This window comes from Phycisphaerales bacterium, assembly GCA_020852515.1.
In the GTDB taxonomy this organism is placed as follows: Bacteria; Planctomycetota; Phycisphaerae; order Phycisphaerales; family UBA5793; genus UBA5793.
In genome coordinates this window covers 15,277-38,768 of sequence record JADZAS010000025.1, presented here as the reverse complement: position 1 = coordinate 38,768, position 23,492 = coordinate 15,277, and the positions used below count along the sequence as shown (strand labels likewise).

The window sequence follows — 23,492 nt, the reverse complement described above, 5'->3', positions numbered from 1 at the left end:
ACGCCGGCCCTCATAAGGAGGATTGAGACATGATCCAGCGTTTTGCGTTTGTTTCTTCAGCCTGCGCCGCATCGGTGCTGGCACTGGCCAGCGGCGCCCTGGCGCAGTACTCGACCGGGTTCGAGGTGTCCGACGGCATCAACGCCTCCTCGGGCGGCACGGTGCTCACCGGACAAGATTCCTACTACCTGCCTTCCGGAACTGACTACCTCGCGTTCACCTACGCGGGCAACAGCTACGGCGTCGCATCCAATCCACAGGGCGGCAGCCAGTTCGTAGCCGTCCAGGGACCCGGCGGCGGCATCTACGGCCGCGCCCAGCGCGACATCAACTGGGGCAACACCGGCGGGGCGACCGTTACCTTCGACGCCGCCGCGCTCTACACCGGCGCACCGCCGGCATCGAACAACATCGGATCATTCTCCGCCCAACCGTATCCGGGCAGCGCGAGCTATATCCAGTTGTTCACCTATGGCGACGTCAACAACCCGACGAGCTGGCAGTGCGGCTATCTCGCCTATGACGCCAACGGCGTGGCCCTGCTCGCGCCCGGACTTCTGCCCGGCCCGGAGTGGACCAACCTCTCGATGAACCACTGGTACCGCTTCCGGACCAAGATCGACTTCGCGACCAACCAGATCGTCGAAGCCTCGATCACTGACCTCACCACCAACCAGACCACCACCGCTCCCGTCAGCGGAGCTTACCTCGAAGGCGGCTCGGCAGGCGGACGGCCGCTTCCCACGGGCTTCCGCATGTTCTCAGGTGGCGGCGCGGTCGGCAACATCGCGGCGTTCGACAACATGAACATCGCCCCGGCGACGGCAGGCTTCGCTTGCACGATCACCGGCACCTGCCCCGGCCAGGTCAACCTCTCCTGGAGCGGCGGTCCGGCGAACAAGCCGATGGGCATCGTCTTCGCCCGCAACACCGGCAACTTCACCATCGGAAGCGGTCCGTGCGCCGGCACGCAACTCGGCCTCGGCACGAACCAGCTGCAGCTCTACAACACCATCAACACCGGCAATGGTGCCGGCAGCGTCAACGCGCAGGCGAGTTCCGGCGCATGCGGCGGGTTCGTCCAGCTCGTCGCTGTCGACACGCCCTGCAAGACGAGCAACGTCGCTCAGGTTCCGTGATTCGTCAGCCATCTGACGATGGCACTGCACATCGACCAGGCTCCGCGCTTCGGCGCGGAGCCTGGCTTTTTCTTCCGCTTGCGTGCAAGTGTCAGCGGCTCACCGAGCAGCGCGCCAGCCGCGCACCGAGGCCGCCGTCCACCAGCGCTTCGACCTCGGCCTCGGGATAGAACACCTCGAGCATCCATGGCAGTTGGGCCGGTGCGCCATCGGCGATCACGGCCGCCACGGCGTCCCAGTCGATCGACCCTTCGCCTGGCATGCGGTGGTTGTCCTTCACGCTGTCGTTGTCGTGAGCGTGGATGTACGCCACCACGTCGATGCACTGCCGCAGTTGATCGGCCACCGAGCCGTTGAATCCTGATTCGATGTGCGCGTGACCGGTGTCGAAGCACATCCGCACGTTTGGGCAGTCCAGGTCGCGCACCCAGCCGGCGAGTTGGCGCGCATCGTGGCCGATGGGAAAGAAGCCCGGCAGATTCTCCATCAGGTACACGACCCCGAGGCGCTCGCCGATCCGCGCCAAGCTCTCCATCGAAGCGCGCAGCGCGGCCAGCCGGTCGGCCCCCGGCGGCCTGGAAATCGGCGAACCCTCGGGATTCATCCACGACGGATGCACGACGACCATCGGTCCGCCCAGTTCGGCGGCGAGTTCGCCTTCGCGCTCGTAGACGTCCACGCTCGCCAGACGCGTGTTCTTATCGGGCGCTGAAGGGTCAAGCGATGCGCCAAAGAGCCCGTGGATCGAATCGAACTCCAGCCCCGCTTCGCGGGCGCAGTCGATCGCTTTCGCCGGCTCGAACGGGGCCTTGTCGTTGCGATAGAACTGAGCGTGGCTGCACCCGGCCCGGCGATAGGCGCGCAGGAACCGGACGGTATCGAATTCAAAGTTGAACGGAGCGATGGTCGCCAACCGTGCCACTGGGTGCGATCTCCGCGAGGAGGCTGCGGGCGAGCAGCCGATCCAGTGTAGTGTCGTCCGTGGGGGTGATGCAAGTGGTCAGGACAGGTGCTGACGAATGAGCGTGGCGCGGGCTTCGGTGCGCTCCGCCTGGTGGAGCGACTCGCCGAGAGCTTTCTGCAGGTGGGCCGGCTGCACGAGAACGAGCAGCCGGTCGATCGTCTGCGGATCGACGCCGGTAATGCGCCCCACCTGCACGCCAAGGCGCAGGTGGCTGAGCAGTCGCAGCGACTCGTCGAGTTTGAGCAGACGCGCGTTCTGGAGGATGCCCAGCGCGCGAAAGCAACGGTCATCGAGCAGCGACTTGCGGCGCTCGACGAGCACCTGCCGCGCCCGCCGTTCGTATTCGACCACGCGCGGCATAACGCCTTCGTCAAACTCGCGCATCAACTGCTCTTCGGTCTTGCCCAGCGTCGTCTGGTTGGAGATCTGGAAGATGTCGCCCAGCGCGTCCGAGCCCTCGCCGTAGAACCCGCGGATGGCCAGCTGCATGTCCTGGGCGGCGCGGCGGACCCGCTCGATTTCCTTGGTGAGCATCAGCGCCGGAAGGTGCAGCATGATGCTGAAGCGGATCCCCGTGCCCACGTTGGTCGGGCACGCGGTGAGGTAGCCGAACCGCTTGTGAAACGCGAACGGCAGGCGCTGGCCGAGGCGATCGTCGATGCGGTTGACCTCCGCAAACGCGGCCCCCGTCTGCCGCCCGCTGCGGATCACCTGCATCCGCAGGTGATCTTCCTCGTTGACCATGATCGAAAGCGACTCGTCCGGGTGCATGACCGCAGCGCGAGGCCGATCGCTCTTGGCCAGGTGCTTGGAAATCAGGTGTCGCTCCACGAGCAGCGTGGCTTCGAGCGGCTCGAGCGCGCCGACATCCACCCACAGCATTCCGGAGCGGTCGCAGGCAGGCGTGATGTGCTCCCGAGCCAGGGCGAGGACCTGCTGGTGCTCGCTCAACTGGGCCCGGTTGGCGAAGTTGAAGCCTGCGATGTTGCGGGCCAGGCGCACGCGGGTCGAGATGACGACGTCCGAATCGGGGCCCGAGCCGCGCAGCCACTCGCCGGTGGATGAAAAGTCCAGGCCGATCATGCGCGCAGGCTCCCGGCCGATTCGCCGCCCTCGGCCGGCGGCGGCGACTCGCCTGAGCCGAGATCGAGCAGTTCATCGCGGATCTTGGCCGCCCGTTCGTACTGCTCGGCGGCGAGCGCCTCGGCAAGTTTTTTGCGCAGGTGGGTCAGCCGCTGCGCGAGATCGAGATTCTGATTGACCGGCGTCTTGCCGACGTGGTGCGTGGCGCCTTCGTGGATGCGCTCAAGCAGCGGGCCGAGTTGATTTTCGAAGACCGCGTAGCAGTCGGGACAGCCCAGCAGGCTGTGCTCGCGGAACTCGCCCCAAGAAAGTCCGCAAGAACGGCAGGTCGTGCTGACGGGCGCTTTGCGCCGCCCGGCCTTGGCGAGGATCAACTGCTGAAGCAATTCCTGTGACCCTTTGACCACTTTTCCTTCCATGCCCAGTTCCTGCGCGCACTTTTCGCACAGGTGCGTCTCAGAGAGCACCTTTCCCTTTGACGGGGTGTACTCGTGGATCGTGGCCTCTTCGCCACACCGATCGCACCTGTGTCCGTTCATGTCGGCGGATTATACAGAGCGCCGAATCGGGCTGCCATCCTCCGTGTGCCGACGAATCGAATCCGCGGCCCCGGAGCCGGCAATAATGCGCCATGTCGCTACCGCTGGTTCTGGCGCTTCTCGCTTTTGGCATCGCCCTGAGTCAAGCGGCTTGCGCCGCGCGTGCCGTGACGCTCCAGTGGCTGCGACTCGGGGACCTTATCGCGCTGAGTCTTCTGGGCATCGGAGGCGCGGCGATGCTCATTGACCCGCCGGAGCAGAGCAGAGCGGCACTTCACCTCGTCGGCGCGATCCTCGTCGTCACGGCGCTGGCGCACCTCATGCTCGTGCAGTCCGGCTGGCGAAGCTCGCAGCGCCTCGTCGTTTCGGTGGGCTGCGCCGCCGTCGTGCTGGCGCTATCTCTTGGCTACGTCGCCGAGCCGCTCGCGTGGATGCAGCCGCTGGCGATCGACTCCAGCGCGAGCCAGCGCGCCATGCACTGGCCGATCTGGTTCATCGGACCGGCGCTGGCGCTCACCGGCTGGCTCACGGGTGGCTCGCTCATGGCCATGCTCCTCGGACACGCCTACCTCACCTCCGGCAGCGAGATGACCCAGCAGCCCTTCCTGCGCCTCGTGCGCCTGCTGCTCCTCGCGCTGGCCCTTCGCCTCGCGCTGGCGCTGTTTGGGGCCCTGCTGCCGTGGTGGCTCATGCGCGATGGCGCCGAGCCTCAGCGCGGCTCGCTCACCATGGCCGTGCTGCTGCTGTGCGCTCGATTCCTCGTCGGCCTGGTCGTCCCGCTCATCATGACCTGGATGGCGCTGCAGTGCGTGCGCATCCGCTCGAACCAGTCGGCGACGGGAATCCTCTACGTCTCGAGCACGATGATTCTCATCGGCGAGTTCGTCGCCCTCTCGCTGGCGACGGCGCATGGACTGCCCTTCTGACCTCCGCGCCGGCCGCACGATACCATCACCCACCATGCATCCGGCGCTGTGGGGACAATCGTGAGTCAGGCCGCCGCCAACTGGAAAGCCCGCTCGCGCAGGGAGCGCGAACTCAATCTCGGCATCCACTGGGTGCTGCGCGGCGTCCTCGAGAGCGAAGCGGGGGTCGATCTCCTGCTGGCGTCCAAGGCCGAACCGATTCCCGGGCTGCTCGCTTCGTGGTCGCGCTTTGCCGGCGAACTCGATGAATCCGGCGTCGCCACCGAAATGGCCGAAAGCGACACCATCACCGCAGGTCTGATGCGCGCGGCGCTGCTCGCCCGGCGGCGCGTCGTCGGGCTCTACGAGTTGCGCGGATTCCGCCAGGCGGTCGATGCGCTCTTCGATGCCGGACAGATCCGCGTGAGCCCTCGCTCGGGCGGCGTGCTGGTCGTGTGCCACTCGCGCTGGAACTTCGGCGCCCCCACCGAGACCGACAGCATCAGCGCAGGCTGGCAGACGGTGCACCGGCCGACGCTCGCCGACCCGCGCGACCTGGCGGCCTATCTCGACGTCCCCATCCTCGCGCCCTCGACGCCTTACGAAGGAACCCGCCTGCTCAACGAGGCGATGCGCCTCTCGCGGGCCGCGGGCACCCTGGTGATGGTCTATCTCACGCCGATGATCATGGGCGGCGGCGAGACAGAACTGCACGCCGAAGATCCCGCCGTGCGCGGCGCGCCCTCGAGCGGTGACCCGCGCACCGAAGATCGCGGCACCCCCCTGCAGACCGAACTGCGCCGTCGGCGGCTTGACCAGGTCTTCAACGCGCCGCTGCCCGGCGAGGTCGTGCCGATGGGCTTCATCACCTTCGGCTCGGCGCACGCGTCTTTACGACACGCGCTGGCGCTGCTCGGACTTACCGGCCGGCTGCCGATTCTTCGCCTCGGGTGCATCAATCCGTTCGATCCCCGGCCCGTCGAGCAGATGCTCAGCCGCTGCGAACAGATGATCGTCGTCGAGAACGGCCGACCATTCATCGAGCAGTCGATTCGAGTGCTGGCCGACGGTTTGCGGCGCTCGGGCCAGCGCGCTGCGGAAGTGTTCGGCAAAGTGCTTCCGGGGCACAAGCCGGATCAGCCGGGCGTGTCGAGCGATCCCGAACTGCACCCGTCGGAACTGGCGGCCGCACTGGGCGAACTCCTGGCCGAACGGCGCACGACGACAGGGCACGAGACCGTGGCGCAGCGCCTCGCGTCACTTCCCGCCGCGCGCGCCATCGGCGCGCGCATTTCCCTCGAGCGACATCGCCGCGAGCCGCGCGAACAGAGCCTCATCCGACCCCTCATCGACGCGATGATCGAGCAGTTGCGCGATGAACTCAGTCTGCCGGCGCCCGATCGCCCGGCGAGCGAACTGCGCGTCGAGTCCCTTGAGACTGCCACGCTTGAACGCCAGGAGGGCGAGCGACAGATCATCGAAATGGAGCGGCGACGCGTGCCGACCGTCGGCCGCAGCGCCATCACCCACGCCATTTTGCGCCGGCACGACACGACCTTTCTCGTGCTGCCCGATCCGCCGGATCGACTCAGCGGCATCGAGCCCGCCGACGTGGATCGCCTCGCGCGGAGCATGGTCAGCGAGCGCGAGATCCGGCAACTTCGGATCATCCGCACCGACCCGACGGACCTGACCACCTTCGCCCACGATCTGCGCAGCGCCTTGCTCGGGCCGGGCGTGGCCGTCGTGATCATCGATGCGCGAACCGAATCGGAGCCCGAGCACGTCGCCGGCCCGCCGCGCGTCTGGTCCGAGCGCGGCTTTGCACCCGTCGAGGCGACGGTGGTGCCCTCGTCACCCCTGGCCGCGATCGCGTACGCGTGGCTCGTGCGCCGGGGCTGGACGCGCACGCCGATGCTCAATGGGGTGCACGGCCCGCGCCTGCTCATGGCGCACCCCGCCGATCCGCTGACCACACCGCTGGACGGCTGGCCGGGTTTCGAGGAGTATCGCCTTCAGCGGCGCTCGGCGCCGCGGCGCGACGGCGCACAGGCGGCGGCGCTGCCCGAACCGACACTTCGCCACCCCCACGTACCCATCTGGAACGCCCACCTCTGCGGCCGCACCGAGTCCGACGTCCTCCAGGCGCTGCGCCTGATTGATTCCGCAGGACGGCGCATGGGCTATCGCGTACAGGCGCTGCTTGGCCGGGCCGGCGCTTCGTGGATCGGACAGATCGCCTTCACACACCCGCGCCCGACCGAGCCGGTCCAGCCGATCACGCCGCGCATCCCGTACGGCGCTGCGCACGTCATCATCGCCATGGACCTCGAATCGCTGGTCGATTCCATCGACGCCGAGAGCCGCCTGGCCGTGGCGTCGCCCGAGCAGACTTCACTGGTCCTCGACCTTTCGCCGGCGGTCGCGTCCTCGTTCGACGACCGATCCTTCGAGCCGCGCTACATCGTGCCGGGCGAACTCAACGCCATCATCCCGCCCGTCGAGCGGCTGGTGCTGCGCGCCAGCGAGTTGTGCGAGCGTCGGCTCAAGTCGCGCCAGCACGTGGCGTCGGTGCTGGTCGGGGCGGCGTTTCAGCGCGGCCTGATCCCCGTGAGCGCCACCTCACTCGACGACGCCGCCGCAGCGCTGGACGACCACGGTCTTGGCCGGCACCCGGACGCCGTCACCTTCGGCCGGTCGCTCGCCTCGACCGCGCCCGATCAGATGCCGCTCGAAGAGCCCGCGCCGATGAGCCCGGAGTCGCTCGTGCGCTTGCACGCGGCGGTGATGTCGCGCCAGCGCTGGAGGCAAAAGCCCCAGGCGGCGCTGTTCCGTCAGCTGGCCCTCGGAACCCTCGACGCCGTAACCGGCCTGCGCCGCGGCGACGGTTCGCGCCTGGCCGAACGCCGCTTCATCGCGCGGCTGATCGACTGCGAATACTGGGGCGGCCTGCCGCTGGCGCGCACCTACGCCGAACTCATCAGCCGCATCTACGCCGCGGAACGCTCCGCGGCGAATTACCCCCTCACGCGTCTGGCCATCGACGAAGTCGCCCGCGGCCTGCTCATCGCCGATACCCCCTTTGTCGCCCGCACCGCGTTGCGCGTCGATCGGCAGCGGCGCATCATGCGCGAACTCGGCGCCGACCGCGCCGGCGGCGACACCATGACGCTGCGCGTTCGCGGCCAGGTGCGCCAGGCGCCGCTTCGATCCGTCATCGGGGGCTACTGGTCGCTCGGCGGGGCCGGGCTGCGCCTGCTCGCGCTGCTGCGCCACGCGCGCCTCATCAGCACCTGGCACCGGCGGGACCGCGAGTACCGCGCCTGGATCATCAACCTGGCGCGAAACTGCGCCGAGGACCTGCCCGAGCGCTCCTCGCTCTGGCTGGAAATCTTCCGCCAGTTGACGCGGGTGCGCGGCTATGGCGTGCGGCGCGATGTGCGCATCCGTCGCGTGCGCACCGCCGTCCAGTCGATGCTCGAACTCGCCGGACCGCGCCCCGCCGCGGCCGAGGCCGGCCCGCTCGCTCCCCTGCCGCCCGCCGATGAAGCGGAAGATGAAGCGGGTCTTCACACTTGACCGGCTCCGGGCGGCTATCATCTGGCGATCTGCTCTTCGAAAAGGGCAGAGTTCTGATCGCATCGGTTTGACGGATGACGCCCGCGAGGGCGCCGAATCCGCAGATGACGATCGGCTTTCATGTCAAATCGGCAAGCGGTTTCATGACGACCCTGACGGGCATTCTTGAATGGCCCCAGCGAGGTGATGGAAGAATCCGTCAACTCAACGGGATGTTGCTGGAGCGGCCGGACGATCCGATCGTTCCGAACGTTCTTGCGCAGCGCTTCCCACTGCGCGCGGCGCAGGAATTGACCGTCGAAGTCTCGCTGCGCCGACCCCGCCGCCGCCGCGGCCGCAACCGCGGGCCCAACGCTCCGCCGCGCGAAGCCCGGCCGATCGTCGAGAATGTCCTCACCATCGACGGCCTCGATCCCGACAGTTACGCCAAGCGCCTGCCGTTCGACCAACTCACCTCGATCGACCCGCAGCCGCGCCTCACGCTCGAATACCCCGGCTGCCCGCCGGCCAACCGGCTCATCGACCTGTTCTGCCCGATCGGCTATGGCACGCGCGGGCTCGTCGTGTCGCCTCCCAAAGCCGGCAAGACCACGCTGCTCCAGCAGATCTGCCACGGCATCAAGCGCAATCATCCCGAGGTTCACATCGTCGCCCTGCTCATCGACGAGCGACCCGAGGAAGTGACGGATTTCCGCCGCAACGTGCCCTGCCTCTGCCTCGCGTCCAGCAACGACCAGGACACCGAGCGGCACGTCAATCTCGCCATCTTCGCCATCGAGCGCGCCAAGCGCATGCTCGAGGCCGGCAAAGACGTCGTGGTGCTGCTCGACTCGCTCACGCGCATGGGCCGGGCGTTCAACGCCTCGCGCCAGCACGCCAGTTCGGGCCGCACGATGTCCGGCGGCCTCGACTCGCGAGCCCTCGAAGTGCCCAAGCGGCTCTTCGGCGCCGCCCGCAAGGCCGAAGAGGGCGGCTCGCTGACGATCATCGCCTCGTGCCTGGTCGATACCGGGTCGCAGGCGGACCAGATCATCTTCGAAGAGTTCAAGGGCACGGGCAACATGGAGCTCATCCTCGACCGCTCCGTGTCCGAAAAGCGCATCTTCCCCGCGATGAACCTCGCCGCCTCGGGCACGCGCAAAGAGCACCTGCTGCTCACCCCCAAGGAACTCACGACCATCACCGCCCTGCGCCGCTCACTGCTCAACATGCGTCCCGACATGCAGATCGAGCGACTGCTCGCCGCCATCGAGCGCGTGCCGACGAACGCGCAACTGGTCGGCGAGTGAGAGGCGAAGGCGCCAGCGGCTCACGCGAGCAATTCTGAGACGATTGCGTCGATGCGCGCGTGCAGGCGTCGGCTCTGGTTGGAATGAACTTCTCGGGAATGCAGCGCCCTGCTCAATTCAGCAAGTTCCTCCGCGATTGCACGATCATTGAGCCGCCACGTAGGCAACTGCTCGAGCTGCCGCGGGCCGATGTGCATGGACCTGACACCGAAGCCGCGCGAGCCGAACAGCACGCGGTAGAAATCATTGACGGGCGTTGAATTGAGCCAGGCGCACAGCGCGTGACACAGCACCGGCTCAAGCGGGATCACCTGCACCGCCGACTTGCCGCACAGCGCTGAACCGTCATCGACCACGGCTTCGATGCGGCCCGCCAGCCCGGCCACCAGCACCTTGGCGGAGCACGCCTGCGCAGCGCGGCGCGGCATATGGCTCTCGAGCCAACCGAGCGGCACGACCGGCTCGATCCACGCCGTCTTGAGATAGCGCGTCGGCCGCGTGCCCCAGTGCGACTGGTACGGATCGATCGTGCCGGTATTGATCAGTTGCACAAAGGCGTCTGTCGCATCGCGCCGCTCGACGATCGCCTCGCGCAGGCGGTATGCCTCGGCCGTGGTCGCCCCATCGCCCACGAAGGCGCACTCCCGGAGGCGCGGCCGCTCGCGCAGCGCCGCCGGATTGATCGCAGTCGACAGGGCGCTCCCGCGGCCGGCCAGCGCTGCCGACCAGTGCCCCGGCGGCAGGGGCGCCAGATCACGCTGAGCAAAGGACCAGCAACTTGGTCCGTCGATGATTCGAATCAGTTGACCGTCCCCGCCGCGACCGCGACGCATGACCACGCTCACCGTCTCGACCGCGGCTTCCTCGAAGGCATCAAGCCGGTTGACGCGAATTGATTCGATCGTCTGTTTTAGAAGGAGCGCCTGCACGTGCCGGGCATGGTCGGAGGCCAGCAGCCTCCGTGGCAGGACGAGGCCGACGCGCCCACCCGGCCGCGCGAGCCGCAGCGCCAGTTCGACGAAGAGCGATGCCAGATCCCAGTTGCCGCGCGCCGTGGCGTATCGGCCCGCCAGCCCACGCCGGCGCGACAGATTCCCGGCACACATCGACTCGGAATCCACGAACGGCGGATTGCCCACGACCAGACCAAATGTGCCCGGCTCGATCAGCTCCCCCAGCAGCGCATCGCCGAGTCGGCACCAGTGAGCAAAATCGCCCGGCTCCATCCCCCACCGCTCACACTCCATTTCAAGCAGCGGCCGGCCCGCGGCACGCGCCTGCGGGTCGATGTCAATGCCGTGCAGGCTCGCCGCCGCAAGTTGCAGACAGTCGCGACGCGACTCCACGGCCGCGATGCGCTCAATGAGGTCCGCCAGCCGCCGCCAGGCGCCGAGGAGAAAATGGCCGCTGCCGCACGCCGGGTCGATGATGCGCAGCCTCGCCAGGCGCGCCCGGCACGACGCCGCATCGACCATGGGCTCAAGAATCGGCGCCATCGCCTCGTCGAGAATGGCCCCCACGAGATCAGGCGGCGTGTAGAACGCGCCAAGCCGCTTGCGGCGAGCCGCAGCGCTCTCACCAACCGTCCGCTGCGAGTTTGGCGCCCGCTTCGCTATCATGCCCTGTCGTCATCGTCACAAGCGCCGCCCGACCACGATTCTTCCCCGGATTGCTCCATGCCCGTTTCGCACCGACTCGCGTCCTACGGCACTTCGATCTTCACGGAGATGACGCGCCTGGCAAATGAGAAGGGCGCCATCAACCTCTCGCAGGGGTTCCCCGATTTCGACGGACCGGAGTTCGTCCGCAACGCCGCGATCGACGCCATCCGCGCCGGGCACAATCAATACGCCCGCATGTCCGGAGTGCCGCCGCTGAACAATGCGCTGGCCAGCCGCTGGCAGCGACTCACCGGTCAAGCGATCGACCCCGACACGCAGGTGAGCGTAACCAACGGCTGCACGGAGGCCATCGCCGCCACCTGCCTCGGCCTGCTCAATCCGGGCGATGAAGTCATCACTTTCGAGCCCTACTACGACTCCTACAGACCCTGCATCGAGATCTCCGGCGGCGTGCCGGTCGTGCTTACGCTCGCGGCGCCGATGTTTAGCCTCAACCGCGACGCGTTCGAGGCCGCCATCACGCCGCGCACGCGCGCGGTCATCATCAACACGCCTCACAACCCGACGGGCAAGGTCTTCAGCCGCGACGAACTCACCTTCGTCGCCGAGATGTGCATCCGCCACAATCTCATCGCCATCACCGACGAGGTGTACGAGCATCTCGTGTTCGAAGGCCAGCACGTGCGCCTGGCTACGCTGCCGGGCATGGCCGAGCGCACCATCACGCTCTCCTCCGTCGGCAAGACGTTCTCGCTCACCGGCTGGAAGATCGGCTGGGCGATCGCCTCGCCGGACCTGAGCCGGTGCGTGCGTTCGGGGCGGCAGTTTCTGAGTTACTCGGTGGCCACGCCACTTCAGCACGCCGCCGCGGCTGCCGTCAGCGCCGGAAGCGAATACCTCGACGCATTCCTGCGCGAGTATCGGCAGCGCCGCGACCTGCTCTGCGAAGCGCTGGAAGAAATCGGCTTTGTCGTGTACCGGCCGGCCGGCACCTATTTCGTCCTCGCCGACCACACGCCCTTCGGCTTCGCCGACGACCGCGCCTTCTGCGCGCACCTCATCGACGAGATCGGCGTCGCCGCCATCCCGCCCACGCCGTTCTACGACCACGTCGAGTTCGGCAAGCCGCTGGTGCGCTTTGCGTTCTGCAAGCGGCTCGAAACGCTCAACGCCGCGATTGATCGGCTGAGGAAGTTGCGGCCCCGGTAGTCGCCTCCGGAGCGTCTCCGCCCGCTGCGGCGTACTCCTCGATCGTCAGCGTCCCCGTCGGGGCCGGCTCCAGCGGCGGGTGGTACACATGGCACAGCACACAATCCGAGCGCACGCCCACCTCGGGCGCGTGGCACGCGCGGCACGAGTCGATCGACGGCAGCATGATGTCGGACGTCTCCGTCCCCGTGGTCGCCTGCGCGTGACACTCCAGGCACGTCAGCGCGCGGTGCGCTTCGTGCGAGAAGACCGAACGCTCCAGCCAGCGCTGGGGAATCTCCGGTGACGCCAGTTCAAACGGCGCGCCGCGCGGCCGCTTGGGCCGCTCAATGGCCGCGCTGTAATGGCACTTGCCGCACCCGTTGAGAACCCGGTCGAACTCCTTGTGCCGATCGCGCGAGATCTCGCCGTCGATGTCGATCTCCGATTCCTCAACGGCTTTGTCCGGCGGATGCAGGAGATTCTCTTTGAGCACGCTGGCCAGAAGTTCTCGATTCACTTGCTCGATGAGTTCCGACACGTTGCCGTGCACCGCTCGCCTCGGGCCGATCTGGATGAGGTTCTGCTCGTGGCAGGCGACGCAGTGCTGCTCGAACGAAATCGGCTTCATGTACCGACCCTGCGCATCCGGTTGGTGACACGAAGCGCACGTGAGCGACAGCTGGCCGTCGGCCAGCCGCTCGATCGCCCGGGCCTGCTGGCCATGCGCCTGCAGCGCCTCCTGCACGTTCGCGTTCCCGGCGTCCATGTGCCGAGCGTGGTTGAACTTCACAGTTGCGGCATCCTCGCGGTCGCCGCGGAGCACCGCCCAGTCCGGATGGCTCTGCCCGAAGTCGAAGATCATGTTCACGATCGTCGGCTCAACGGACGGGCTGGTGCGCGGCTGGGCGATGAGCAGCGACGCGCCGAGCAGCGCCATGCAGCCGCCGGCGAGGATGAGTGCAACGCCGCGGGCCGTCATGGCCGGTCCTCCCCGACTGATTCATCCGGTATTGCCGGCGGCGCCTCGGCCGGGTGCAGGCCGTCGCGGCTCAGGTTCGCATGGCACTGCACGCACAGGCGATCGGGAATGAGGTTGAGGTCGGCATCGCGGCCGCGGTGCTCAACGTGGCACACGGCACAACCCGCCGCCATCCGCACCGGCCCGCGGTGGCCGGGGATGACGACAGCATCCGCCGCGCTGAATTGCGTCTGGTTTGGCGCGTGCTCAACCGCGGCGTGGCAGCGCAGGCAGGCGTCATCGGCAACGGGCAGGAAGAAATTGGAAGCGCCATCCGCGGCAGGCTGGTGACACTGTGCGCAGTCATTGCCGAAGCTCGCGTGCACCGTGCTCAGGCTGCCCGACGAATACGCGCGGTTGTCGCCGCGCGCCACCAGCATGGCAAGCAAGCCTCCGCCGCCGAGCACGACCAGCCACGCGAGCCAGCGATTGGCCAGGTCCGGCCCGTGCGTGCGGCGGACGTAGGTCACGTCGAATCGCTCTTCAATCGGTCGGCTGTCGGGCATCGACGGTTCCTCAGGTCCAGAAGCGCAGCGCCATCACCGCGTGCGCCGCCACGAGCACCAGCAGCGCCCAACTCAGCGGCACGTGAAACAGCAGCCAGGCGAACAGCACGCGCATGAGACGCCGTTGGCGCAGCAGGTCGCGGTGCAGGTGATAGATCGAACTCAGTTCGGCGATGCCGGCGTGCGCGTGAGCCGGCGTCATCGTGTGCAGCGCGCTGAAAAGATTTTCGGCGCGGTGTGGGTCGCGCACATCGCCGCCATTCTCGCCGGCGAGGTACCCGCGCAAGTGATCGAGGTAAAAGCGGCGGATCGGCTCGCCCCCGGCCGGCGGCTGCCCGGCGACGTCCCCACCATCGTTCCAGGGCGGCGCGGCGGTATCGATCGCGCCGGCGTATTGCACCACCACGCGCTCGGCCAGCATTGGCAGATCGTTCAGCCGCCGCCTCAACTGCTGCGCGATCGTCTCGCCGGGCACGCTGTGCAGCAGCAGGCGCGGCACGAACTGCTGAATCAGCAGGCCCAGCAGCCCGCTGAGCGTGACCAGCGCCAGTACGATCCACAGCAGCGTCGTCATCGGACCGCCGAGACGGAACGCCGCATGCAGACCCACGAGCAGGCACGTGAGCAGCCCCAGCCAGATGTGGCCGCGCAGCCACGTGGACGCCCGGCCCAGTCGCCAGTGCGGTACCTTGCGCTTGAGCGAGAGTGCCGTGCAGAAGAGCATGATGGCCAGGGCGGCCGAACCGAGCGTCAGCCCCACCACCGTCGATCCAGACGGCCCGTTGAGGTGGCGCGGCGCATCGGAAAGATACCACGCGCTCGCCGCCGCGCCGATTGCGATGGTCGCCCCCGCCCACGGGATGTGCTTTCGATCCACGAGCATGCTCAGGAGGCCCCGCCTTGCTCTTCTCGATCGGCGGCCGCGGCGAACAGCCCGACCGCGCTGAGGAACTCTGCCGCGTTCACGCGATGGGCCGCGTCGTGCGGGCACGAGTAGACGCACGCCGGGCCCGAGGGCAGATCTTCGCACTGGTCGCACACGGCCGCGCGCTCGGTGACGGCCATGACTTCGCCGGATTCCGCGATGCGCATGAGCCGCTCGCTCACGTCCTCGCCGTACTCCTCGAGTTCGTGCATCACGATGGACTCGTACGGACACTGCTTGGCGCAGATGCCGCAGCCCACGCACCAGTCTTCGATGATGATGCTCAGGTCTTCGCTGCGGCGGATCGATCCAACCGGGCAGCCGATCATGCACACGGGATCGAGACACATGCGGCAACTCGACGGCACGAGGTACTTGTCGTAGCGCGGCCCGGTGCGAAACAGCCGGCTGATGCCGTCCTCGTGCGCCGACACGCACGCATCGACGCACTGGTCGCAGCGCGTGCAGCGCTCGAGGTCGATGAGCATGAGGTTCTGCCCCTGCAGCAGGCCGAGTTCTTCGACCCGCCTCGACGGCGCCGAGACCGTCAGCGTCACCCGCGCCCTCTGCCCCTGGCGGATGCGCTCCTGGGTGACGGTCTCGAGCCGACCCTTGATGCGCGGAAACTCGTCGAGTACGGCGGCGAAGTCGTCGGCCGCGATCTTCACGAGTTCCACCCGCGCGGGCTTGCGCTTGCGCCCGCCCTCCATGATGGGGTGATCGACCGCCTGGCAGGTGGCGTTGCGCGTGGTGCGGCGAAGCAGTCCGGTCTCGCCGAAAAAATCGCCGCGCGTGAGGTACGCCAGCGTCCGCTCGCCGCCGGGAAACTTCTGGCTCACGCGCACCTGCCCGAGGCGGATGACATAGACGCCGTCGGCTTCGTCGCTTTCGCGGAAGATGGTCGTGCCGGCATCGACGGCGATCAACTGAGCACGGCTCTGCAGGCGTTCGAGCACGTCGTCGGGCAGGTCGCGGAAGATCGGCACGTTGCGCAGGTGCCCCTGCAGCGCCCGGGCGCGGTAGTTCGCATCCATCTTCTCGCGAAAGGTGGGCGAGCGCTGCAACTGTTCGTACATGTTGCGCAGGATTTCGAGCATGACGCAGTCAGTCTCGGCCACCACCGTGGCCGAGCGCGGAGCGAGGTTGAGGCAACTCATCTCGCCGAAGACTTCTCCGGCGCCCAGCGTCGTCCGCGGCTGGCCGTACGTCAGATCGACGTTGGCGTCGATGGGGATGATGGCGTCGCTGCTGTGGCGGGGCGGATGGAGGGGCTTCTGGCCGAACCACCGGCCGATGGCGGCGCGCCAGCCTTGCCGCGGCCGGGATGCAGCCGCGCCCAGCCGCCGGGCGATGAAGACCTTCACCGTACCTTCGAGCAGATAGAACGCCGTGGTGCCGCCTTCGCCCTCGCGGCAGATGACCTCGCCGGCGGCAAACTCGCGGCGCACCACCGTGCCGGGAAACTTGTCGATCACTTTGCGGTCGAGATCGGCGAAAATGTCGATGCCGACCAGGTCGGGCGCCCTGAGGATGGCGCTGCGATCTCCGGAGAGTCTCGCCGTGAGCATTCGCTTGGCCATCCGAAGGGCTCCTGGTGTGCGCGTGGGAGAGCGCGTGCGACCATCGGCGACAGCGCCGCGGCGCCGCCCGACAGTCGGTCTCATCGGCTGGTTGAGGGCGCGTTCTTGACCGCCGCAACCCGCGCCGCCGCGGATCGCAGCGACTGACCGGCGCGGCCGGCGCTGGTATCCTGTCCGGGCTGTGTAACGTGACTCAGGTATTCAGTGAGGTGCGCAATGACGTCAAGACGCCGGGAATCTCATCTGTTCGGACTGTCAGGCTGCGTGATCTGCGGCATGAGCGCAGCGCTCATCGCGGCCACGCTGGGCACGCGCGGCGAGACGGCTTTGTCATGTGCGATCTTGAGCGAAGGCGCGCCCGAGGCCCTGTGCCGGGCCGATGCCGCAGCGCCGCCGATCCTCCCCGGCTTTACGTACATCGGCGTATCCGGGTGCATGGGCAGCGGCTGCCACGATGATGAGAAGCCCACCGAGCACTCGGGCAAACTCATCGGCGACGAGTACAACATCTGGTTCGACCACGATCCGCACAAGGACGCGTGCGAGACGCTTTTCGACGATGCGTCGACGGAGATCGCCGAGAAACTCAGCCTCGCCGACCCCGCCGCCAGCGAGCGCTGTCTTTCCTGTCACACCACGTACCCGCCCGAGCCGCAACGCGATGAGACGTTTGATGTCGAGCAGGGCGTCGGCTGTGAAACCTGCCACGGCGCCGGCGAGAAGTACCTCGAGCCGCACGCGACGGAGGGCTGGACCAACGAGCAGCGCGGCAAGATCGGCGCCGCCGGGCTCCGGACTGAGTACGGCCTGATCGACACGACCGATCTCGCCGCTCGGGCCCAGATGTGCGTCTCGTGCCATCTTCAGATCGATAAGGACCTGCTCGACGCGGGCCACCCGGCGCTGCAGTTCGAGTTGTACTCGTACAACCATTACATCTACGGCGATGAGCACGGCAGGATTCACTGGGACGACTCCAGTGTGCCGTGGATCAACGCCAAACTCTGGGCGATCGGCCAGGCGGCGTCGCTCGAGGCGGCGCAGGCTCAGTCCGCCGCATGGAAGAGCAAGGGCTGGGACACCGCCGCGGCCGACGAACTGGTCGCCATCTACGAGGCCGGCGCGAAGATCGCGGCCAAGCACTTCGGCGCCAACACCCCCGCCGCGCTCGCCGCAGCGACGTACAGCGCCGAGGCGTGCAAGGCCGCCGCGGCCGATCTCGCCGCGCTCGCTGCCAACGCCAGCAGCCAGGTGCAGCGCAAGAACCTGGCCTTCGGCCTGGTCGCGCTGGGTGAGGCGTGCTTCAAGGCGGCCGGAGGTGAAGTTCCCGCCGCCTTCCGCACCGCCAGCAAAGCGGCAACCGCCGGGCAGGAAGGCGACGACTGGACGAAGGCGATCAAGGAGATGGCCGATCTCATCGGCAAGTGACGCAAGCCATCGAGCACGCGAGGCGTTGACCGGCATGGCTCATCCCACGCGCATCGTCATCCTCGGCGGCGGATTTGCCGGTGTTTACACCGCCAGGCACCTGCTGCGTCTGGGCGGCGACCGCGTGCAGGTGCATCTCGTCAATCGCGAGAACTACCTCGTCTTCCAGCCGATGCTGCCGGAAGTCATTTCAGGCAGCGTGGGCATTGCCGACACCACCACGCCCATCCGACGTCTCATCCCGCGCGCTCATCTGCACATGCGCGACGTCGAGGGAGTGGACCTCGCCGAGCGGCACGTCATCTGCTCGCCCGGCTTTCAGCCGCGCCCGCTTGTTCTGCCTTATGACCACCTCGTCATCGCGCTGGGCAACGTGACGGACTTCCGCGGGCTGCCCGGTCTCGCCGAACACGCCATGCCCTTCAAGACGCACGGCGACGCACTGGCCCTGCGCAATCACGTCATTCGCATCCTCGAAGAGGCCGACGCGGAGACGCGTGCGGACTGGCGAGCGAGGCTGCTGACGTTCGTCGTCGCCGGCGGCGGGTTCTCCGGCGTGGAAGTCGTGGCGGAACTGCACGACTTCGTCCGCCGCGCGCTGCGCAGTTATCCCACCATCACGCGCGCGATGTGCCGCTTCGTCCTGCTCCATTCGCGCGAGCGCATCCTTCCCGAAGTCGATGAGAAGCTGGCCCTCTACGCGCAGAACCTGCTGCGCCGGCGCGGCATCGAGATCATGCTCGGCGCGCGACTTGCCGCCGCCACATCCGAGCACGCGGCGCTGGCAGACGGCACGAAGCTCGCCTGCGCGACGCTCGTGGCCACGGTGCCGAGCCATCCCAATCCGCTGTGCGAAGCGCTCGATCTCCCCAGCGATCGCGGGCGCATCATCGTCGATGAGCACCTGCGCGTGCAGGGGCAGGGCAGCGTGTGGGCGCTGGGCGACTGCGCGCTGGTACCGCTGCCCGGCGCCGTCGGCGAGCGGGCGTACGCGCCGCCCACGGCCCAGCACGCGATTCGCGAAGCAAGAGTCGCGGCCGCCAACATCCTGGCCGCCGAGAACAAGCGCCCGCTGCAGCCTTTCGCCTTCAAAGGTCTGGGCTCGCTGTGCGCGCTGGGTCATCGCCGCGGCGTCGCTCAGGTCATGGGCGTGCGTCTGGCCGGCTTTCCGGCGTGGTTCCTCTGGAGAACCGTCTACTGGAGCAAACTGCCGGGCATCCAGAGCAAGGTGCGCGTCGGCTTGTCCTGGCTGCTCGATCTATTCCTGCCGCCCGACATCGTGCAGCTGCGCGTCGGCCGCAGCAGCGGAATCAATCACGAGCACTTCGAACCCGGCCAGGCCGTGTTCGAACAGGGCGACCTCGGCGATCGCGTCTACATCATCATCCGCGGCCGCGCGGACGTGGAGCGGCGCGATGAGCAATCCGGCCAAGCGCAGGTTCTCGCCTCGCTCGAAGCGGGCCACTACTTCGGCGAGATGGCGCTGCTCAACCGCGCCCCGCGCAACGCCACCGTGCGCTGCGTCGAGCCGATGGATGTGCTCAGCATCGAAAAAGGCGAGTTCGGTTCGCTCATTACCCACCTCGATGTCCTGCGCCAGCAGTTCGAGCAGACGGCCCAGGCCCGGCGCGAGCCGATGCCGCCTGCAAAATTACCGACCGCGCTCCCAAAGATCTGAAAGTCCCATGTCCAGCGCCACCACGTCACCCGCCTCCGCCGTCGAGATCGATCCGCAGACCGCCGCCGTGGAACTCGAGCAGCGGCGCGGCCGGCTCGTGCTCTGGACGCTCGCCGCGAGCACCGGTTCGCTGTTTGTCGCAGCCAAATTCGGCAGCATTTCATGGTCGCCGTCGATCGACCTGTGGCCCGCCGTGCTGCTCTCCCTGGCGTTCGGCACGTTCATCGGCCTGGCCCAGGCGCCCATCGTGGCGCGATGCATCGCGGGCAAGCGGTTCTCCATCGCGCTGCCCGCGGTCTACGTCGGCGGCGCCGTCGCGGCCATCGCAGCCATGCAATCCGGCGAACTCATCTGGGGCCTGGTCGCGCTGACGGTTGTTCCTCCCCTGCTCGCACTCGCGGCGACCCTGCTGCCCGATGTGGCCCTCGGTCGCCGCGATCGCTGCTTCAATTGCGGCTACAACATCGGCGGCTTCGCCTCCGACGTCTGTCCCGAGTGCGGCGCGCCGCTGCCGGCGCCGATCGCGCCTCCCGTTCCCACGCGAGCGCTCCCGCCGCAGGAGGGGCAGGCATAATGGCGGCCGGAGGACTCCTGCTCATCCTGGTCCTGGTGCTCGTGGCGGTCATCGGGTTCGTCGCGTTCATGATCGGCCGCCGGTCGCGCGTGCGCTCCGTAGCACAGCCGTGCTGCGCGAATTGCCTCTACCCCGTCGCGGGACTGACCTCGCTGTCCTGCCCCGAGTGCGGTTCGGATCTGCGCACAGTGGGCATTCTCACCCCGGCGATGCGCCGCCCCATCGGGCCCTGGCTCGCCATCATCCTCTGGACGCTGGCGCTGCCGGTGCCCGCGCTGGTCATCAGCGGCGTGTTCGCCTCATTTCTCATGCCCGAAAGGTACGAGTACGAGGATGCGTGGCGCCTCACTCCGGCAGCGGGCGCCGGCGTCGATCACATTGAGTTCACGGCTTCTGCGTCGAGTTGGCGTTGGCCATGGAGCCAGCCCGGCACCACCGCGTGGAACGACAAGCCAGACACCCTCCGGTTTGCGCTCTTCACACCGGCGAACGCGGGCGCGCCGGCCGTGGCGGAACTGATCGTTAATCTTGACACCGACACCTGGCGCACCGCCGCCGACTCGCAGGCTCGACCCCTGAGCGAACTCGATGAATCGCGTCTGGGCGCGTGGCTCGACGCCGCCTCGGGCAGTCTCGCCGGACAACTGGCTCCCCCGCTGCTGAGCCTGATCGACTCCATTCGCCACGACCCGCTGGGCAGGCCTGCGATCGCGGTAGCCGTGCAGGCGCCGTCGCTGGCTTCGCTGAGTGTCGCGCAATCGGGATCGATGTCCATGACCGGCCCGACGCGGGGCGCCATGGTTGCGCTGCTGCTGTTCTGGGTCGGCCTCTGGCTGCTGGTGAGCCTGCTGCTCTACCGCCGCCAGAGCCGCACCGCGACCGGCTGATGGCGTCGGCGGACTATCATGCTCGCGATGACTGCACCAGCCGCACCGCGCCGCATCCGCATCACCGACGTCGGGCCGCGCGATGGTCTTCAGAACGAAAAGCAGCCAGTCTCCACGCGCAACAAGATCGCCTTTATCAACGCGCTCTCGCGCTCCGGCGTGGCTGAGATCGAAGTCTCGAGTTTCGTCAGTCGCAAGTGGATTCCTCAACTTGGTGACGCGTCAGAGGTTTTTGCCGCGATCGAGCGCCTCCCGGGAGTCGTGTACAGCGCGCTCGTCCCGAACATGAAGGGCATGGAGGCGGCGCTCGCCTGCGGCGTGAGGAAGATCGCCGTCTTCACCGCCGCGTCTGAGACGTTCAATCAGCGCAACACCAACGCGGGCATTGCGGAGTCCATCGCCCGATTCGAGCCGGTCGTGCAGACCGCGCGCGCCGCATCCGTGCAGGTCCGCGCCTACATCTCCTGCGCCGTCGCCTGTCCCTACGAGGGGCCGGTGGCGCCGGCGGCAGTCGCGCAGGTGGCGCAGCGCCTGCTCGATCTCGGCGTGGATGAACTCGATCTCGGCGACACGATCGGCGTAGCAACCCCCACCGACATCGATGCGCTCTACGACGCGATCGAATCGCTTGTGCCCGCGAGCAACACCACCCTGCACCTCCACGACACGCGCGGCACGGCGCTGGCCTGCCTGCTTCGCGCCATCGAGCGCGGCGTCATGTCGTTCGACACGTCCACGGGGGGACTCGGCGGGTGCCCGTATGCTCCGGGCGCGGCCGGAAACGCCGCGACTGAAGACGTGGTCTACTGCCTCAACCGGATGGGTTTCGAAACCGGCGTTCGACTCGACCAACTCATCGAAGCCGGCCTCATCATCGAGCGGCCTCTCGGGCGGCGTCTGCCGGGACGAGTGTTCCAGGCCGAGACATCCAGCCGATGCAATGCCGCATCGTGAACCCGGCCCGCAACACCACGGCTCCGCAAACCGCACCACTGGTCATCTTTGCAGGCGGGGGCTCCGGCGGGCACCTCTTCCCGTCGCTGGCGATCGCCGAGCGGTTGATGGACGTTGCGCCCGGCGCGAGCGCGGAGTTCTACTGCTCGCAGCGGGCCATCGACCGCGACATCCTCGAGCAGGCGGGCGCCGCGTTTCGTCCCCTGCCGGCAGCGCCGATGCTGCTCCGGCCCTTTCCCGCCGGCCCGCTGCGCTTCATCCGCGGCTGGCGGCAGTCCGTCCGCCTGGCCGCGACGGAACTGACAGAGCGGGCGCGAACGCGCCCGGTCGCAGTCGCGCTGATGGGTGGGTTTGTCGCGGCGCCGGTCGCGCGAGCCGCAGCAAAGGTCGGCGTGCCGTCGATCCTCGTCAATCTCGACGTCGCGCCGGGCAAAGCCAACCGGCTCATGGCTCGCTTCTCCAGCCGCATCATCTCCGCTGTGCCTTGCCCGGACTATCCGGAGTTCAACAAGTCAGTGATGGGAATGCCCATCCGCCGCGGTGCTGTGGCAACGCACAGCCGCGCTGAGTGCCGGGCGCGCTTCGGGCTCCACCCGGACACGCCCACGCTGCTGGTGACCGGCGCCAGTCAAGGAGCAGGAACATTTAACCGACTTCTGATCGACCTGCTTACTCACCGGCGGTCCGCCTTTGACGGTTGGCAGGTCCTCCATCTGACCGGCGCCTCCGACGAGGCCGAGGTCAGAGAGGCGTACGCCCATGCTGGCGTGCCGGCGCGCGTGCTGCCGTTCTCCACCGACATGGCGTCGGCGTGGGGCGCGGCGGACCTTGCTTTGTCGCGTTGCGGCGCGTCGAGCGTGGCCGAAGCCCTCGCCAATTGCGTACCGACCCTTTTTTCACCCTACCCCTGGCACCGCGACCAGCACCAGCGACTGAACGCGATCGAGCACGTTCGAGCCGGTCGGGCCTGGCTGGTTGGCGATGCGATCGATCCGGCGCGCAATCTCGAGATCATGGGCAACCGGCTCCTCGAACTGATGTCGGCCGCGTCCCAGCGCGAGCAGGTCGTTTGGCGGCTCCGAAGCGAGCCCGCATCGGATGCTGCAGCGCAAATTGCGGCGCTGCTCTGTGCGGCGGCCAAGTCCGTTGGACGGCCATGAGGGGCGCCCGGGCGGGGCTCGAACTGCGCCGGAACTGAAAAAAGGGGCAACCGAACTTCGGCCGCGGACGAAGAATTATCTTGACAAGAGGTTCAGATTCGATTACTCTTGTCCGTGACAATTCGACTTGGCGCTGGCTGAGCATACCTCGATTATTCCGCCTGTGATCTGACGCCATCATCGACCGGTTCCCCGGTCACCCCTCCAGCCCCCGCCGACAATCCGACTCGTGCCGTCTTCGCGCTGCATTACCAGTGCGTCATCGGAACCCGATTTGCACCGGCTTTCAGCTCTGCGAATGGCGGTTCCGAAGACGGCCGCTTCTTTCCATGCTTGATTGCGGGCCATCGTGGCCCGTACGGGACCAATGCAGTTCCTGCGCGATCGGAAGCCCCCGCTCCATCGAGGCGCACGCTGCTGGAGAGATGGACACGGATCTTTCGCCCAACCAAAGACAAAGGAGACCCGGGC

19 protein-coding genes are annotated in these 23,492 nt (G+C 67.7%); 11 read left to right on the top strand and 8 right to left on the bottom strand.

Annotated elements, in window-relative coordinates; all coding sequences use genetic code 11:
* The first annotated feature begins 29 nt into the window (after positions 1-29).
* Complete coding sequence (locus tag IT430_16145; protein ID MCC6909473.1) at positions 30-1,139, top strand: hypothetical protein; 1,110 nt, start codon at positions 30-32, stop codon at positions 1,137-1,139.
* A gap of 91 nt (positions 1,140-1,230) precedes the next feature.
* Here IT430_16145 and IT430_16140 read toward each other — a convergent pair whose 3' ends face one another.
* The 3 genes from IT430_16140 to IT430_16130 all read right to left on the bottom strand — a co-directional run bounded on the left by IT430_16140 (position 1,231) and on the right by IT430_16130 (position 3,725).
* Entirely contained in the window at positions 1,231-2,061 is an 831-nt protein-coding gene (locus IT430_16140; protein ID MCC6909472.1) for a sugar phosphate isomerase/epimerase, read from the bottom strand.
* Between the two features lie 78 nt (positions 2,062-2,139).
* Positions 2,140-3,186 carry a protein arginine kinase gene (locus tag IT430_16135; GenBank protein ID MCC6909471.1) on the bottom strand — a complete coding sequence of 349 codons (1,047 nt, stop codon included), beginning with the start codon at positions 3,184-3,186 and terminating at the stop codon, positions 2,140-2,142.
* The gene (locus IT430_16130) at positions 3,183-3,725 is read right to left on the bottom strand and encodes a UvrB/UvrC motif-containing protein (GenBank protein MCC6909470.1); all 543 of its coding nucleotides are present in this window, start codon (positions 3,723-3,725) and stop codon (positions 3,183-3,185) included. Before IT430_16130 ends, IT430_16135 begins: the two co-directional genes overlap by 4 nt.
* Before the next feature lie 92 nt (positions 3,726-3,817).
* Here IT430_16130 and IT430_16125 point away from each other — a divergent pair, with 92 nt between their 5' ends.
* The 3 genes from IT430_16125 to rho all read left to right on the top strand — a co-directional run bounded on the left by IT430_16125 (position 3,818) and on the right by rho (position 9,498).
* On the top strand, positions 3,818-4,651 hold the full coding sequence (locus IT430_16125) for a hypothetical protein (protein MCC6909469.1): 834 nt from the start codon (positions 3,818-3,820) through the stop codon (positions 4,649-4,651).
* Positions 4,652-4,711: 60 nt separating this feature from the next.
* On the top strand, positions 4,712-8,209 hold the full coding sequence (locus tag IT430_16120) for a hypothetical protein (GenBank protein ID MCC6909468.1): 3,498 nt from the start codon (positions 4,712-4,714) through the stop codon (positions 8,207-8,209).
* Positions 8,210-8,352: 143 nt separating this feature from the next.
* Positions 8,353-9,498 (top strand): transcription termination factor Rho, encoded by a 1,146-nt coding sequence (gene rho / locus IT430_16115; protein MCC6909467.1) that lies wholly within the window; start codon positions 8,353-8,355, stop codon positions 9,496-9,498.
* Between the two features lie 20 nt (positions 9,499-9,518).
* Here rho and IT430_16110 read toward each other — a convergent pair whose 3' ends face one another.
* Positions 9,519-11,117, bottom strand: a complete 1,599-nt coding sequence (locus IT430_16110) for an N-6 DNA methylase (GenBank protein ID MCC6909466.1) — start codon at positions 11,115-11,117, stop codon at positions 9,519-9,521.
* Between the two features lie 57 nt (positions 11,118-11,174).
* Between IT430_16110 and IT430_16105 the strand changes: the two genes are divergently transcribed.
* Positions 11,175-12,329, top strand: coding sequence for an aminotransferase class I/II-fold pyridoxal phosphate-dependent enzyme (locus tag IT430_16105; protein ID MCC6909465.1), 1,155 nt, complete (start codon positions 11,175-11,177; stop codon positions 12,327-12,329).
* Here the strand turns inward: IT430_16105 and IT430_16100 are convergent.
* The 4 genes from IT430_16100 to IT430_16085 are packed head-to-tail and all read right to left on the bottom strand — an operon-like array spanning position 12,286 to position 16,340.
* Positions 12,286-13,290 (bottom strand): hypothetical protein, encoded by a 1,005-nt coding sequence (locus IT430_16100; protein MCC6909464.1) that lies wholly within the window; start codon positions 13,288-13,290, stop codon positions 12,286-12,288. The genes IT430_16105 and IT430_16100 overlap by 44 nt on opposite strands.
* Complete coding sequence (locus tag IT430_16095) at positions 13,287-13,835, bottom strand: cytochrome c3 family protein (GenBank protein MCC6909463.1); 549 nt, start codon at positions 13,833-13,835, stop codon at positions 13,287-13,289. Before IT430_16095 ends, IT430_16100 begins: the two co-directional genes overlap by 4 nt.
* 10 nt (positions 13,836-13,845) lie before the next feature.
* Positions 13,846-14,718: a hypothetical protein gene (locus IT430_16090; protein MCC6909462.1), complete on the bottom strand. Its 873-nt coding sequence runs from the start codon at positions 14,716-14,718 to the stop codon at positions 13,846-13,848.
* A 2-nt stretch (positions 14,719-14,720) separates the two neighbouring features.
* Positions 14,721-16,340, bottom strand: a complete 1,620-nt coding sequence (locus tag IT430_16085; GenBank protein MCC6909461.1) for a cyclic nucleotide-binding domain-containing protein — start codon at positions 16,338-16,340, stop codon at positions 14,721-14,723.
* 276 nt (positions 16,341-16,616) lie between these two features.
* Between IT430_16085 and IT430_16080 the strand changes: the two genes are divergently transcribed.
* The 6 genes from IT430_16080 to IT430_16055 are packed head-to-tail and all read left to right on the top strand — an operon-like array spanning position 16,617 to position 23,021.
* Positions 16,617-17,768: a hypothetical protein gene (locus IT430_16080; protein ID MCC6909460.1), complete on the top strand. Its 1,152-nt coding sequence runs from the start codon at positions 16,617-16,619 to the stop codon at positions 17,766-17,768.
* Between the two features lie 34 nt (positions 17,769-17,802).
* Positions 17,803-19,446 (top strand): FAD-dependent oxidoreductase, encoded by a 1,644-nt coding sequence (locus IT430_16075; protein ID MCC6909459.1) that lies wholly within the window; start codon positions 17,803-17,805, stop codon positions 19,444-19,446.
* A gap of 7 nt (positions 19,447-19,453) precedes the next feature.
* The gene (locus IT430_16070) at positions 19,454-20,020 is read left to right on the top strand and encodes a hypothetical protein (GenBank protein MCC6909458.1); all 567 of its coding nucleotides are present in this window, start codon (positions 19,454-19,456) and stop codon (positions 20,018-20,020) included.
* The gene (locus tag IT430_16065) at positions 20,020-20,907 is read left to right on the top strand and encodes a hypothetical protein (protein MCC6909457.1); all 888 of its coding nucleotides are present in this window, start codon (positions 20,020-20,022) and stop codon (positions 20,905-20,907) included. The genes IT430_16070 and IT430_16065 overlap by 1 nt, the downstream gene beginning before the upstream one ends.
* Before the next feature lie 27 nt (positions 20,908-20,934).
* Positions 20,935-21,861 carry a hydroxymethylglutaryl-CoA lyase gene (locus IT430_16060; GenBank protein MCC6909456.1) on the top strand — a complete coding sequence of 309 codons (927 nt, stop codon included), beginning with the start codon at positions 20,935-20,937 and terminating at the stop codon, positions 21,859-21,861.
* Entirely contained in the window at positions 21,858-23,021 is a 1,164-nt protein-coding gene (locus IT430_16055; protein ID MCC6909455.1) for a UDP-N-acetylglucosamine--N-acetylmuramyl-(pentapeptide) pyrophosphoryl-undecaprenol N-acetylglucosamine transferase, read from the top strand. The genes IT430_16060 and IT430_16055 overlap by 4 nt, the downstream gene beginning before the upstream one ends.
* The last annotated feature ends 471 nt before the right edge of the window (positions 23,022-23,492 follow it).